Origin of the sequence: Pseudarthrobacter defluvii (assembly GCF_030816725.1) — a bacterium.
Lineage (GTDB): Bacteria > Actinomycetota > Actinomycetes > Actinomycetales > Micrococcaceae > Arthrobacter > Arthrobacter defluvii_A.
The window spans coordinates 115,253-128,984 of the sequence record NZ_JAUSYG010000001.1 but is presented as its reverse complement, the minus strand read 5'-3'; the positions used below and the strand labels follow the sequence as shown (position 1 = coordinate 128,984).

The window sequence follows — 13,732 nt, the reverse complement described above, 5'->3', positions numbered from 1 at the left end:
GCGCTGCGGCTGTAGCTCAATGGTAGAGCGCTAGCTTCCCAAGCTTGATACGCGGGTTCGATTCCCGTCAGCCGCTCCAATGCTCTCCTGCCGGACCAGGCTCCCGGCCCTTCTTCCATCACCCTGGCCACGCCCACATTCACTGCCCTGTTGCGCCGTCCTGTCATGCCGCCGCGCGCCGGGCGATCTGCACCGGATGCCGCCGGTCCCGCCAGTCCACCCTGAGCTTGAGGGAGCCCTTCCGCGCCAGGATCGCTGCAACGGTCACGGCCGCAAGTGCCGGAACGCCGCCGGAAACCAGGAGGGCAACATGCGGGTCGGCATGTTCTGCAATCCAGCCCAGCATGGGGCCGCCCAGCGCCTGGCCGCCGATCAGCACCATGATGTACAGGCTCATCACGCGGCCGCGGATGCCCATGTTGGAACTGACCTGCACCAGCTGGTTGGAGCCGGTGAGGAACATGAGGCACCAGAAGCCGGACAGCACCATCACCACACCGAACCACACCATGGACGGGGCGAGAACTGCCAGGCAGAGCATGAGTCCGTACATCCCGGCGCAGAACACCACGGACCGCAGGCGCAGTTGCCGACGGCGGGTGGACGCCACCGCGCCGGACAGCGCGCCCAGTGCCACCAGGGCGTTGAGGAGACCGTAGCCGCCCGCGCCCACCTTGAAGACGTGGTCTGCGAAGGCGGCCAGAAGCACCGGCAGGCTCATGGCAAAGACAGAGATGAAGCCGGCCATCAGCCATGGCCAGTAGATGGTGGGCTTGCTCAGGGCGTAGCGCAGCCCCTCCCGGAGCATCCCCTTGGTCTTGGGGGCAGGCGCGTTGACGTACAGCTCGTCCTTGCGCAGGACCAGCAGCATCACAACCGTGGAGCAGCAGGCAACGGCGTTGGCCGCGAAAGCCCAGCCGGCGCCCACCGCGGTCAGGAGCAGCCCCGCGATGGCCGGACCGATCAGGCCGCCCAACTGGAAGGTGGTGGAGTTGACGCTGATGGCGTTCCGCAAATACTTGGGGCCAACGAGCTCATTGACGAACACCTGGCGTGCAGGCTGGTCGAGGACGGTCACCAGGCCAAGGACCAGGGCAATGCCGTAGACGTGCCAGACCATGATGACGCCGGTGAGGGCAAGCGTGGCGAGCGTCGCTGCCAACACCGCGGCCACGCTCTGGCACAGGATGAGGATCTTCCGCTTGGCGAACCTGTCAGCGATCATGCCGCCCCAGGGTCCCAGCAGCAGCGAGGGCAGGAACTGCAGCGCCACGGTGATGCCTACGGCTGTCACGGAGCCGGAGAGCTGGAGCACCAGCCAGTCCTGGGCGATCCGCTGCATCCAGATGGCGATCACCGCGATGAAGTGTCCGGCGGCAAAGATCCGGAAGTTGGGCACTCTCAGCGAGATGAAGGTGTGCTTCCAGGGGAGCCGCTCGGCGACGACGGGAAGCGGCTGGGTCTGGTTCTCCGGCGGCGCTGAGCCCGCCGCGTCAATGATGGGCTGGGAGACGGAAGCCGACGAAGGCGGTGGGGGTGCCACAGGAAAGTCCTCAAAATTGCGTGCGGTCTGGGATGCCCTTAACGCTAGGCTGGCAGAGCAGATTATGGAGGCGTATGGTCCCTATAACTCGTATTGCAGAACGCAATAACAAAAGACAGAAGACACCGGAGTCGGCCATGTTTGAACCAGCCCAGTTGCGCTCTTTCCTGGCGGTTGCCGATACCCTCAGCTTCACCAAGGCCGCCGAACGGCTGGGACTGGCACAGCCCACCATCAGCCAGCACATCCGCAAGCTCGAAGCTGCAGCCAAACGCAGCCTCATCACCCGCGATACCCGTGACGTCCGGCTTACCGACAACGGCGACGCCATGGCCGGATTCGCCCGGAACATCCTGTCCGCCCATGATGCTGCCGCCCGGTATTTCTCCGGCTCGGCGATGCGGGGCCGGCTGCGGTTCGGCACCGCGGATGACCTCGCCATCACAGGGCTGCCCAGGATCCTGCGGGAGTTCCGGCAGATCTACCCGCAGATCAACCTGGAACTGACCGTGGGGCAAAGCGACCAGCTGTACCGCAAACTCAACGCCGGTCAGCTGGACCTCGTCTTCGTGAAGTGGGTGGCCGGGGCGAAGGACGGCACAGTGGTCCAGCATGACTCTTTCTCCTGGGTGGGCCTGGAGCAGACGGTGATGGAGCCCGGCGCCCCCGTGCCGCTGATCGCCTACCCGGCCCCAAGCCTCAGCCGGAAACTCGCCATCGATGCGCTCGAGGCGCACGGCAGAACCTGGCGGATCACCTGCACCACCCGGCAGATCAGCGGGGTGCTTGCGGCGCTGAGGGCGGGCATCGGCGTGGCCGTCATGCCCACCTCGCTGGTGCCGGAAGACCTGAAGATCATTACCCGCCGCTTCGACCTTCCCCCCGTGGGGGATGTGGACTTCACCCTGATCCGCAACCCGCTGGCAAACGCCGAGGTGATCGACGCACTCACCCAGTCCATCGTCGGGCGGACCATTAACCGCCAAACTTAACCCTCCGCGGACGCATTTCCCAGCATTTAGGGGAGTTAGGGGGTCCGTGTCCATTGATAGGGGAACTGGCATCACCTATGCTGGTTTTCCAAGGTCAAGCAGCAGGCCGGTTCTCTAAAACAAGCGCGTCCCCGCATCCGGGAAAACGCCGCTTGGGACAGGCAGCCAATGACGACAGCCAGGAACATCAATCTCGATTCTGCGCATGCGCGCCCGCACTCCACAGCGCGGCCGCCCACCCGCCAGAACACCCTCGGAACCGGACGCCCCTCCGTGGACTCCGGATACGTGGGAAAACCCACCTGCGACAAATGCCGTACCGACGAGTTCGTCTACCTTGAGTCGTACATTCCGCCCACGTATAGGCGTGACGGAACAGTGTCCACCCTTGGCGAAGTGGCCTACACCTGCACCCGCTGCGAGAATTTCTCAGCCCACAGCGTCCCGGTCACATGGACACCGCCCGGCTGGTACTTGGGCTAGGAACCGGCGAGGTCTCATCCCTGCGCAACAGGCGCGGACACCACAGCAATAAGGCCGGGCAACCACCAGCAGGTGGCTGCCCGGCCTTCTTTTGCCCGTGTAACCCTGGTCAGCGCCTCCGCACTAGATCAAGGGCTCCGACAGGTGGTTCGGGGTGCCGAACCGGTGGGCGGTGATGCTGACAGCCTGCTCGTGGAGGAACGGCAGCAGTTCCACGCGGCCGGCCTCAGTGACGGCATGGGCGTAGACGGCCAGGTCGGGTCGCCCGCCCGTCGCCTCGGCGAGCGCCGACGCGTCGCCCCCGATCAGGCGGATCCGGGCGCCGGACAGCTTGCCCGCCGCGGCGAGGTGTCCCGCGGAAGCCAGCCAGCCGGCGTCGGAATCCACCGTCACGTCAATGTCCTGTGCGGTGAGCACGGAACGCAGCTGGGCGGGAAGTTCGACGGCGGTGGAAACCGTGAGTGCCGAACCCGCCAGCACACCGGCCGCCACGGTCCGGACAAGGTGCGCCACGGGCGCGCCTTCGGAGAGGCGGATGGTGACCGGCAGGTGGCGGTAGCGGAAGATGTTGCGTTCCGCACTCAGCCCCGACACATCCTTGGCCGTGCCGAACTCCGAAGCCCAGGCCTCGGCGTCGGACGCCAGGGCGCGCTGGACGGACTCAAGCTCGGCCGGCTGCAAAGCGGGACCTGCGGCGTTAAGGATCCGGCGGACACCCGCATGGGTTACCGGAGCGGTGGCGGTGCTCGTTGCAGGAGTCCAGTCGCCCAGGCCGGCGAGGTAGTTCGGTCCGCCCGCCTTAGTGCCGGCGCCGACCGCTGATTTCTTCCAGCCTCCGAAGGGCTGGCGCTGCACGATCGCTCCCGTGATCCCGCGGTTCACGTACAGGTTGCCGGCCTGGATGCCGTCCAGCCAGATGCCCAGCTCCTCGGAGTTCAGCGAGTGCAGGCCCGCGGTGAGGCCGTACTCGATCTGGTTCTGGATGGCGATGGCCTCTTCCAGCGTATCGGCGGTCATCACGCCGAGGACGGGGCCGAAGAACTCGGTTAGGTGGAAGTAGGAACCGCGCTTGACGCCGTAGCGCACCCCCGGGCTCCACAGCCGGCCTGTGTCATCGAGCTGCTTGGGCTCAACGGCCCAGTTCTCGCCGTCGCCCAGGGTGGTGAGGGCGTTGAGGAGCTTGCCGTTGGCGGGCTCGATGATGGGGCCCATCTGGCTGGTGGGATCCTGCGGGTAGCCCACCTTGAGGGAGGTCACGGCATCGATCAGCTGGTTGTGGAACCGCTTGGACTTGGCCACCGAGCCCACCAGGATCACCAGCGAGGCGGCGGAGCACTTCTGGCCGGCATGGCCGAACGCGGAGTAGGCAACGTCCTTCGCTGCCAGATCCAGGTCGGCGCTGGGGCTGACGATGATGGCGTTTTTGCCGCTGGTTTCGGCCAGCAGCGGCAGGTCCTTGCGGAAGGACCTGAACAGCTCGGCGGTTTCGTAGCCGCCCGTGAGGATTACGCGGTCCACGGCAGGGTGGCTGATGAGCTGCGTGCCCAGCTCCCGCTCCCCCAGCTGCACCATGGTCAGCACGCCCTTGGGCACGCCGGCTTCCCACAGCGCCTCCACCATGACGGCACCGCTGCGGGCGGCCTGCTTGGCAGGCTTGATGACGACGGCGGAACCGGCGGCGAGTGCCGCAAGGGTGGACCCTGCCGGGATGGCGACCGGGAAGTTCCAGGGCGGGGTGACAACGGTGAGCTTGGCTGGAACGAACGTGGCGCCGTCGACCGTGTCCAGCTTGCGCGCGGACTCCGCGTAGTAGTGCGCGAAGTCCACGGCCTCGCTGACCTCGGGATCGCCCTGGTCGATGGTCTTGCCGGTCTCGCTGGCCATGACCTCGAGCAGGTCGGCGCGGCGGGCTTCAAGGATTTCCCCGGCCCGGTGCAGGATCTCGGCGCGTTCGTTGCCGGACAGCTCGCCCCAGGCCTTGCCTTTGTCCACAGCGTTGGTAATGGCCGCGTTCAGAGTTTCCTCGTCGTTGATGAACGCGGCCTTGACGGCGGCGTTGCCCAGGGTGGAGGACTCGACGCGCTCCAGGATGGCCCTGCCCCAGGTGCGGTTGGCCGGCAGTGCCGGATCCGTGTCAGGGGTGTTCCCGAAACCGGTGTGCGGCATCGGCTCGGGCGGAAGGTTACGGTCCTGGCGGCGGTTGGGCAGCGGCACGGTGTTGTCCAGGGCCTCCAACGAGGAGAGGAACCGCTGCTTTTCACGTTCGAACAGGCCCTCGTTTTCGCTGAGCTCGAAGACTGCGGACATGAAGTTTTCCTGGCTGGCGCCCTCTTCCAGGCGGCGGATCAGGTAGGCGATGGCGACGTCGAACTCGGCCGGATGCACCACGGGGGTGTACAGGAGCAGGGAGCCGACGTCCTTCTTAACGGCCTCGGCCTGCCCCTGCGCCATGCCCAGCAGCATTTCGAACTCGATACTCTGCTGTGCGGTATCCGCGATGCCGCGCTGCTTGGCCAGGAGCCAGGCGAAGGCAATGTCGAAGAGGTTGTGGCCGGCCACGCCGATACGGACGTTCCTGATCCGGTCCGGGTGCAGCGCGTAGTTGATGACCCGCTTGTAGCTGGTGTCGGAGTCCTGCTTGGTGCCCCAGGTGGCCAGCGGCCAGTCGTGGAGCGAGGCTTCCACCTGTTCCATGGGCAGGTTGGCGCCCTTGACCACGCGGACCTTGATTCCGGCACCGCCGTTGGCGCGGCGCCCGGCGGCCCAGTCCTGCAGGCGGATCATGGCGGACAGTGCGTCCGGTAGATAGGCCTGGAGCACAATGCCGGCTTCGAGGTTCTTGAATTCGGGCTTGTCCAGGATCCGGGTGAAGACCGCAATGGTCATGTCCAGGTCCTTGTACTCCTCCATGTCCAGGTTGATGAACTTGGCCTTGCGGCCGCCCGCGGCGAAGGAGTTGGCGCGCTGGAAGAGCGGGGTGAGCTTTTCGACGACGTGTTCCACGGCTTCGTCGAAGGCCCAGGCGGAGTGCGGGGCCACGGTGGAGGAAACCTTGATGGAGACGTAGTCGACGTCGGGGCGCGCCAGCAGCGTGTGTGTGCCTTCCAAGCGGCGGGAGGCCTCGTGCTCGCCCAGGACCGCCTCGCCGAGGAGATTGACGTTGAGCTTGATGCCGTCCTTTTTGATCTTGGCGATGGCAGGGCCCAGCTTGGTTTCGGTCGCGTCGACTATCAGGTGGCCCACCATTTCACGCAGGACCTTGCGGGCGATGGGGATGACCACCTGCGGCATCACCGGGGCCATGGTGCCGCCGAGTGCCACGGCGCTGCGCATGTACCAGGGCAGGAAGGCGGGAACCTTCGGGGCCAGCTTGGCGAGGTTGCGGGCGGCGACGTTCAGGTCCTCGGGGCGGACCACGCCGTCCACGAACCCGACCGTGAAGTCCAGGCCGTTGGGGTCCTTCAGGACGCCGGCCAGCTGCTCGGCGGAGGCGTCCACCGGAACCTTGGCGGCTTCCGTCAGCCAGCGTCGGACCAGGGCGACCGCGTCATCGGCGAGGGCCTTGGCCTGGGGGACGTCGACGTCGACCGTCTGCGGGGTGGCCGCCTTGGTGACTGCCGGTTCCATTGCAACGTGGGTCATGGTTTTCCCGATCTTTCTGGTGTTCTGGGAGGTCTTTCCACCAGTATGAGCTTCTGCTCACATAAGATAAAGCGATCTTTCCCAACCAATACAGGTTAGGAAAACCGATGCATTTGTCGGGCCTCCCATGCGCCCTTAAACTCCAAGCGGCAAGCCCGGCCCCTCCCGTTGCTCCATCACTTTTGGTCCCTAAAACGGCTGTTTAGGGACCAAAAGTGATAGAGGAACTTGTGTTGAGGGGCAGGGCTTGCCGCGCGTCCCGGGACAAACCGCCAAAAGTGGGCGGGCGTCCAGAGGGAGGGTTAGCCGACCGGCCGGTGCATCTCCACAATTTCCTGGTGCCGCGGGCTGTTGGGGTTCATCAGAGAATGCTTGCGGCCGTAGCCGAAGTAGATGACCAGGCCGATGATCAACCAGACCACAAACCGTACCCACGTTTCCCAGTGCAACTGAAGCATCAGGAAGCCCGAGGCCAGGACGCCGAAGGCCGGAACCAGGGGCATCAGTGGCAGGCGGAACGTGCGGGGAGCGTCCGGGCGCTTGTAGCGGAAGATGATCACGGACAGGCAGACGACGACGAACGCGGCCAGGATGCCGATGTTGGTCAGGTCCGCGACCTCCTTGATGGGGAAGACGCCGGCCAGGAAGGCGGAGGCGATGCCGCCGATCCAGGTGACGCGCTGGGGGGTGCCGTGGCGGTCGGTCTTGGCGAACCAGCCGGGGAGCAGGCCGTCGCGGCTCATCGAGAACCACACGCGGGTCACGCCGAGCAGGAAGGTGAGCATCACGGTCAGGATGGAGAGCACAGCGAAGACCGAGATGATGGTGGCGATCACCGGCAGGCCCACCGAGGTGAAGGCGGAGGCGAAGCCGGCCTTGGGGTCGATCTCCTTGTAGTTCTGCATGCCGGTCAGGACCAGGGTGGCGGCCACGTAAAGGAGCATGGCGATGATGAGCGAGAGGACGATGGCCTTGGGCATGTGCTTCTTGCCGTCCTTGGCTTCCTCGGCCGCGGTGCTCATGGCGTCGTACCCGAAGACGGCGAAGAAGACGGTGGCGGAGCCTGCAACCACAGGGCCGAAGCCGCTGGGCATGAACGGGTTGTAGTTGTTGGTGTCGATGTAGAACACGCCGAGGCCGATGATGAAGAGGATCAGGACCACCTTGATGGCCACGGCCACGAGTTCGAACCGGCCGAACGCCTTGGTGCCCCGCGAAAGGATCCAGGTGACAAGGAGGCATACCAGGATGGCGGGAAGGTTGACGATGCCGCCCTTGCCCTCGTCGGCGGTGGAAGTCATCCACACCGGCAGGTGGATGCCAATGCCGGACAGGAACGCATCAAGGTAGCCGGAAATGCCGATGGCCACCACCGCCACGATGGCGATGTATTCCAGCAGCAGGTCCCAGCCGATGAACCAGCCGATCACCTCGCCAAGTGCCACATAGCCGTAGGTGTAGGCGGAACCGGCGCGGGGAATCATGCCCGCGAATTCCGCGTAGGACAGGGCCGCGGCCGCAGAGGCCAGGCCCGCAATCAGGAAGGAAATCAGCACCGCGGGCCCCACTCCCGGGTTTCCTTCGCTGCCGGCGGCCACCAGTCCCGCAAGGGAGAAGATGCCGACGCCGATAATGCCGCCAACGCCAATGGCGGTGAGCTGCCACAGCCCAAGGGACTTGAACAGTCCGCTGTGCTTGCTCTCTTCCTCGATGTCATCGATGGGCTTTCGCCGCATGATGGATTGGCTCAAATCTTTAGTGCTCATCCGAAACTCCTGCTTGGGGTGCGACCCCGCCGCGGCACGCCAAGAAACCTGGCTGTGACGGGGGTAACTCGGTTTCAACAGTATGCGTGCGCAATTGCGTTAGATAAAGTGGCTACTTCTAACCTATATTCGTTAGTTCCAGTTAGGAATCCGCCATGCTCGATGTCCGCAGGCTGAGGCTGCTCCGTGAGTTAAGCATCCGGGGGACGCTTGCGGAGGTGGCGGAGGCACTGCAGTACAGCCCGTCGTCGGTGTCGCAACAGCTTGCCCTCCTGGAGAAGGAAGTGGGCGTGGAGCTGCTCCGGAAGACGGGGCGGCGGGTGCAGCTGACGCCGCAGGCGGAAGTGCTGGTGGCGCACACCGCGCAGCTGCTGGAAACAATGGAGCAGGCGGAGGCTGACCTGGCGGCCTCGCTGACCACGGTCACGGGCACGGTGCGGATGGCCGTCTTCCAGTCCGCGGCGCTGGCCCTGATGCCGGGCACCCTGACGCGCATGGCCGCCACCTACCCCGAGGTGCGGATCGAGATGATCCAGCGCGAGCCCGAGACCGCCCTGCATGAGACGTGGGCACGTGACTTCGACCTGGTGATCGCGGAGCAGTACCCCGGGCACGCCGCCCCCCGCTACCCGGAGCTGGACCGGGTGAAGCTGACAACTGATGCCATCCGGCTGGCGGTTCCTCCGGCGTCCGACGGCGCGCCCGCCATCCATACGCTGGAGGACACCGCGGAGCTTGCCTGGGTCATGGAGCCGCGGGGTGCGGCGTCCCGCCATTGGGCGGAACAGGCGTGCCGCAGCGCGGGCTTCGAGCCGGACGTCCGCTTTGAGACGGCCGACCTGCAGGCACAGGCCCGCCTGATCGAGTCCGGCAACGCGGTGGCCCTGATGCCGGACCTGGTGTGGACCGGCCGCGGCACCACAGCCCGGCTGCTGGAGCTTCCGGGCAAGCCGCACCGCACCATCTTCACGTCGGTCCGCCGGTCCAGCGCCCAGCGCCCTGCCATCCTCGCCGCCCGGGAAACGCTTGCTGCCGCTGCCGCCGCAGTGGCAACGGACGACGCCCGGTGAGCAGCCGCCGTCGTACGTGTCCTTCCCTGCGCCTTCAGGCGGCGGGTCGTTGCGCAGGTGCGTCCCCTGCACAACGAGACTGCCTGTCACTGTGCGTAACCCTGTTCCCTGCGTCACTGCAGGCAGGAGGCCGCAGGTCTAGACTGGAGCCGTTATGAATCGAACAATGTTCAAGTCCAAAATCCACCGGGCCACCGTCACGCACGCCGACCTGCACTACGTCGGCTCGGTCACCGTTGACCTCGACCTGCTCGAGGCCGCCGACATCCTGCCCGGCGAGCTGGTGTCCATCGTGGACGTCACCAACGGCGCGCGGCTTGAAACCTACACCATCGCGGGTGAACGCGGTTCCGGCGTGATCGGCATCAACGGTGCAGCGGCGCACCTGATGCACGAGAACGACGTCGTCATCCTGATCACCTACGCGGAGATGACCACCGAAGAGGCCAAGTCCTACCAGCCCCGTGTGGTCCACGTGGACGAAAACAACCGGGTAATCCAGCTGGGCAACGATCCCGCCGAAGGCCTCACGCCCGGCATGATGCGCCCCCCTTTCGCGCTCAACAACGCCACCCTGTAACCGGAGAGTGAGCTCCGGCAGACCCTACTTCCATGCGCCCAAAGGCATCCTTTGTTAGGGGTGCTGGCCGGGTTCTTCGTGGTCTGGTGCATCATCCTGGTGGGATGGTTCGTGGGCCGGCAGAGGATATTGGGGGACAACGCCCGCCCGGTCCTCAGCGGCCTGACGTTCTTCGTGGCCAGCCCGGCCCTGCTTTTCGAAACCCTCAGCAAGGCCCGCCTGCAGGAAGTCTTCGCCGAGCCGCTGCTGGTTACGGCGGTGGGGGCGATTGTCACGGCCGCCATCTTCTTTGCCATTGCCAAGTTCTGGCTGAAGCGTGAACTGCCCGAATCGCTGATGTCCGCCATGTCTGCCTCCCTCGCGAACTCAGCAAACCTAGGTATTCCCATCGCGGTATATGTTTTGGGGGACGCCAGTTACGTGGCGCCGCTGCTGATCTTCCAGCTGGCGTTCTTCACCCCGGTGTTCCTGATGATCCTGGACTCGAGTACCAGCACGCACCGCACCACCGTCCTGGGGTTCTTCCTGATGATCCTGCGCAACCCCATGATCGTGGGTTCCGGCCTGGGGCTGTTGGTTGCGGGCACGGGTTTCCAGGTCCCGCCGCTGGTGATGGAGCCCATCCACCTGATCGGCGGCGCGGCGATTCCTGCCATGCTGATCGCGTTCGGGATGAGCCTGAACGGTACCCGGCCGCTCCAGGCAGCTGCAGGCAGGCGTATGGATACCCTCCTGGCGAGCGGCTTCAAGCTGGTTGTCCAGCCGGCCCTTGCCTACGTTTTTGCCCGCTTCGCGCTGGGGATGGACGGGCACGCCCTGTTCGCCGTGGTGGTCACCTCGGCACTGCCCACGGCGCAGAATGTGTTCGTGGCCGCCAGCCGCTACCAGACGGGGCTTACCGTAGCAAAAGACACCGTGCTGATCACCACCGTGGTGGCGGTGCCGGCGATGATCGGCGTCGCCCTGCTTCTGGCCTAAGCACTGAACAGGCATAACCGCAGCTTGGAGGGCTGATGAATACTGTGCTGGATACCGTGGTGATCGGCGGCGGCGCCATGGGATCAGCCGCCGCGTGGGCCCTGTCCCGGCGCGGCAGGCAGGTGATGCTGGTGGAACAGTTCGGCCCCGGGCACAGGATCGGCGCGTCCCACGGGGCCACCCGGAACCTGAACCTGGGCTACCACCAGCCGGACTATGTTGCCATGCTGGCCGAGGGACTGGCCCTGTGGGAGGAGCTGGAGCAGGAGAGCGGCGGGCAGCTGCTGGCGCGCACCGGCGTCGTCACCCACGGCCCCGGCGGCGACCTGGACAAAGTTTCTGCGGCCCTCACCGCTGCCGGGATCCGCGCCGAGTTCCTGAACCCCGCTGAGGCCGGCGAACGCTGGCGCGGCATCCGCTTCGACCAGCCGGTCCTGCACATGCCCGACGGCGGCCAGCTTAACCCCGAAGCCGCACTCCCCGCCTTCCAGCGGCTCGCTTCCGCCCGGGGCGCCGAGATCAGGCACCACACCAGGGTGGTGGACTTCGAGGTGTTTGACGACGGCGTGCGGCTGACGCTCGAGTCAGCTACGGGAACCGAGGTGGTCACCGCAGCCCAGGCCGTGGTGACGACAGGCGGCTGGACGGAGAAACTGCTGGGCAAGGTTGCCGGGCCAGCGGGCATCCGCATCCCGAAGCTCAGGGTCACCCAGGAGCAGCCGGCGCATTTCCGGGTGGCGGACGCCGGCGCGGTGTGGCCCGGCTTCAACCACTACCCCGGCCCGGACTACCAAGGCTGGTACTCGCCGGTCTACGGCATGCAGACCCCCGGCGAGGGCATCAAGGCAGGCTGGCACGGGGTGGGCCCGGTGGTGGATCCTGATCACCGGGACTACCTGCCGGAGCCAACGCAGCTCGCCGCCCTGCAGGAGTACGCCCGGCAATGGCTGCCCGGCGTTGACGCCGATTCGTTCGAGGCCATCAGCTGCACGTACACCACCACGCCGGACGAGGACTTCATCCTGGACCGCATCGGTCCGGTGGTGATCGGTGCGGGTTTCTCCGGGCACGGCTTTAAATTCACGCCGGTAATCGGGCGGATCCTGGCCGACCTTGCCACCGGGACCCGGCCCGCACCGGCGATCTTCAGGGCGTCCCGCTAGCTGTTGTGGCGCTCGGCAGTACCGGAAACCTGCTCGTCACGCGGTTCCGCGGCGGCCGGACTTTCCGTGGAGTCCCCGGCAGCTGCCTCCTCGCCTGCCTTTTCCACCTTGTCAGCCTTGACGGCGGGCATGGCCAGCACGGCGGCAACGGTCAGCAGCCCGGCCACCAGCGCAGCGAGGAAAACGGCAGCGGAGGCGCTGATCACGGTGGCGGGATCGGCGTCGCCACCGCTGCTGCCGCCGTAGATGGAGTTGGCCACGGCACCAAACACTGCCACGCCCAGGGCGCTGCCGATGGACCGGGCAAACATGTTGGTGCTCGTCACCACGCCGCGTTCGTGCCAGGGCACGCTGGACTGCGCGGCGATCAGCGTGGGTGTGGCCAGCAGGCCCAGGCCGAGCCCGACGACGAAGCAGCTGACGGCGATCAGCGCCACGTTGGGCGTGAAGGCGGTCAGCGACAGGATCAGCAGTCCCGCCACCGAGATGGCGATGCCGATCAGCGCGGTGGGCTTGAAGCCGATCCGCAGGTAGAACTTCCCGGCCTGCGAGGCGCTCAGCGGCCAGCCGAGCGTCAGGGCGGCGAGCGCCAGGCCTGCCACCAGCGGCGAGGAGGACAGCGCGCCTTCCAGGAAGGTGGGCACGTAGGAGGTCAGGCCGATCATTACTGCGCCAACGCCGAAGGAGACCAGCGCGGTGGTGGCCAGCAGGCGCCGGGACACCACCCAGGCCGGAAGGATGGGCTCCGCGGCCCGGCGTTCCACCAGGAGGAATGCCACCAGCAGGACTGCGCCGACCGCAAACACGCCGATGCTGATGGGCGAGTTCCAGGCCCAGGCCTGCCCGCCCTGGAGGGCACCGAGGATGAGCAGGCCGAGCGATCCGGCCAGCAGGACGGCGCCGGCGTAGTCCACCTTGTGGGTGGCGCGTTCCACGTTCTCGTGCAGGGTGCGGACCAGCATCCACCCGGCCAGCAGGCAGAGCGGGACGTTGACCAGGAAGATCCCGCGCCAGATGCCCAGCGCGGAGAAGACGCCGCCCAGGCTGGGGCCCACCACGGAGGAGATGGCCCAGACGCTGGCCAGGTAGCCCTGGACCTTGGCGCGCTCCTGCAGGGTGTAAATGTCACCCGCGATGGTGACGGCGACCGGCAGTACCGCGCCGGCACCGAGTCCCTGCAGTGCGCGGAAGGCGATCAGCGAGGGCATGCTCCAGGCCACGCCGCACAGGACGGAGCCGAACAGGAACAGGCCAATGCCGGTGAGGATGATGGGCTTGCGGCCGGCCATATCCGAAAGCTTGCCGTAGATGGGCACTGACACCGCCTGCGCCAGCAGGTAGGCGGAGAACAGCCAGGGGAAGGAGGAGAACCCCCCGATGTCGCGGACGATCGACGGAACCGCCGTGGCCACGATGGTGGAGTCGATGGCCACGAGTCCCGTGGACAGCATCAGGGCAATGAGGATGGGCCCGCGCTCGGACCGGAACCCTACGCCGTCTTTTGCGTCGGCCATC

10 protein-coding genes and 1 tRNA gene are annotated in these 13,732 nt (G+C 66.3%); 7 read left to right on the top strand and 4 right to left on the bottom strand.

Features of this window, described 5'->3' with window-relative positions; translation table 11 throughout:
- Positions 1-5 precede the first annotated feature (5 nt).
- Positions 6-79, top strand: a tRNA-Gly gene (locus QF031_RS00505).
- Between the two features lie 84 nt (positions 80-163).
- Here the strand turns inward: QF031_RS00505 and QF031_RS00500 are convergent.
- Positions 164-1,543 (bottom strand): MFS transporter, encoded by a 1,380-nt coding sequence (locus tag QF031_RS00500; protein WP_307422633.1) that lies wholly within the window; start codon positions 1,541-1,543, stop codon positions 164-166.
- A gap of 137 nt (positions 1,544-1,680) precedes the next feature.
- On the opposite strand from QF031_RS00500, the gene QF031_RS00495 reads away from it, so the two are divergent.
- The gene (locus QF031_RS00495; RefSeq protein WP_307422631.1) at positions 1,681-2,535 is read left to right on the top strand and encodes a LysR substrate-binding domain-containing protein; all 855 of its coding nucleotides are present in this window, start codon (positions 1,681-1,683) and stop codon (positions 2,533-2,535) included.
- Positions 2,536-2,703: 168 nt separating this feature from the next.
- A complete protein-coding gene (locus QF031_RS00490) occupies positions 2,704-3,018 on the top strand; it encodes a hypothetical protein (protein ID WP_307422627.1) in 315 nt (104 codons plus the stop codon).
- Between the two features lie 123 nt (positions 3,019-3,141).
- Here QF031_RS00490 and QF031_RS00485 read toward each other — a convergent pair whose 3' ends face one another.
- A complete protein-coding gene (locus QF031_RS00485; RefSeq protein WP_307422624.1) occupies positions 3,142-6,660 on the bottom strand; it encodes a bifunctional proline dehydrogenase/L-glutamate gamma-semialdehyde dehydrogenase in 3,519 nt (1,172 codons plus the stop codon).
- A gap of 302 nt (positions 6,661-6,962) precedes the next feature.
- Positions 6,963-8,426, bottom strand: coding sequence for an amino acid permease (locus tag QF031_RS00480; protein WP_307422621.1), 1,464 nt, complete (start codon positions 8,424-8,426; stop codon positions 6,963-6,965).
- Between the two features lie 155 nt (positions 8,427-8,581).
- Between QF031_RS00480 and QF031_RS00475 the strand changes: the two genes are divergently transcribed.
- The 4 genes from QF031_RS00475 (at position 8,582) to QF031_RS00460 (ending at position 12,217) form a co-directional block, all read left to right on the top strand.
- Positions 8,582-9,496, top strand: a complete 915-nt coding sequence (locus tag QF031_RS00475; RefSeq protein WP_307422618.1) for a LysR family transcriptional regulator — start codon at positions 8,582-8,584, stop codon at positions 9,494-9,496.
- 154 nt (positions 9,497-9,650) lie between these two features.
- Positions 9,651-10,076: an aspartate 1-decarboxylase gene (panD, locus tag QF031_RS00470; RefSeq protein WP_307422614.1), complete on the top strand. Its 426-nt coding sequence runs from the start codon at positions 9,651-9,653 to the stop codon at positions 10,074-10,076.
- A 51-nt stretch (positions 10,077-10,127) separates the two neighbouring features.
- Complete coding sequence (locus QF031_RS00465) at positions 10,128-11,054, top strand: AEC family transporter (RefSeq protein ID WP_307422611.1); 927 nt, start codon at positions 10,128-10,130, stop codon at positions 11,052-11,054.
- A 35-nt stretch (positions 11,055-11,089) separates the two neighbouring features.
- Complete coding sequence (locus QF031_RS00460; protein ID WP_307422609.1) at positions 11,090-12,217, top strand: FAD-dependent oxidoreductase; 1,128 nt, start codon at positions 11,090-11,092, stop codon at positions 12,215-12,217.
- Here the strand turns inward: QF031_RS00460 and QF031_RS00455 are convergent.
- Positions 12,214-13,731: an MFS transporter gene (locus tag QF031_RS00455; RefSeq protein ID WP_307422606.1), complete on the bottom strand. Its 1,518-nt coding sequence runs from the start codon at positions 13,729-13,731 to the stop codon at positions 12,214-12,216. The two genes, QF031_RS00460 and QF031_RS00455, sit on opposite strands and share 4 nt — an antisense overlap.
- Position 13,732 lies beyond the last annotated feature (1 nt).

What these genes read in the sequence shown, in the direction of transcription:
- QF031_RS00495 (WP_307422631.1), top strand. Translation starts at nt 1,681, where the DNA reads ATGTTTGAACCAGCCCAGTTGCGCTCTTTCCTGGCGGTTGCCGATACC.
- QF031_RS00490 (WP_307422627.1), top strand. Translation starts at nt 2,704, where the DNA reads ATGACGACAGCCAGGAACATCAATCTCGATTCTGCGCATGCGCGCCCG.
- QF031_RS00485 (WP_307422624.1), bottom strand. Translation starts at nt 6,660, where the DNA reads ATGACCCACGTTGCAATGGAACCGGCAGTCACCAAGGCGGCCACCCCG.
- QF031_RS00480 (WP_307422621.1), bottom strand. Translation starts at nt 8,426, where the DNA reads ATGAGCACTAAAGATTTGAGCCAATCCATCATGCGGCGAAAGCCCATC.
- QF031_RS00475 (WP_307422618.1), top strand. Translation starts at nt 8,582, where the DNA reads ATGCTCGATGTCCGCAGGCTGAGGCTGCTCCGTGAGTTAAGCATCCGG.
- panD (WP_307422614.1), top strand. Translation starts at nt 9,651, where the DNA reads ATGAATCGAACAATGTTCAAGTCCAAAATCCACCGGGCCACCGTCACG.
- QF031_RS00460 (WP_307422609.1), top strand. Translation starts at nt 11,090, where the DNA reads ATGAATACTGTGCTGGATACCGTGGTGATCGGCGGCGGCGCCATGGGA.
- QF031_RS00455 (WP_307422606.1), bottom strand. Translation starts at nt 13,731, where the DNA reads ATGGCCGACGCAAAAGACGGCGTAGGGTTCCGGTCCGAGCGCGGGCCC.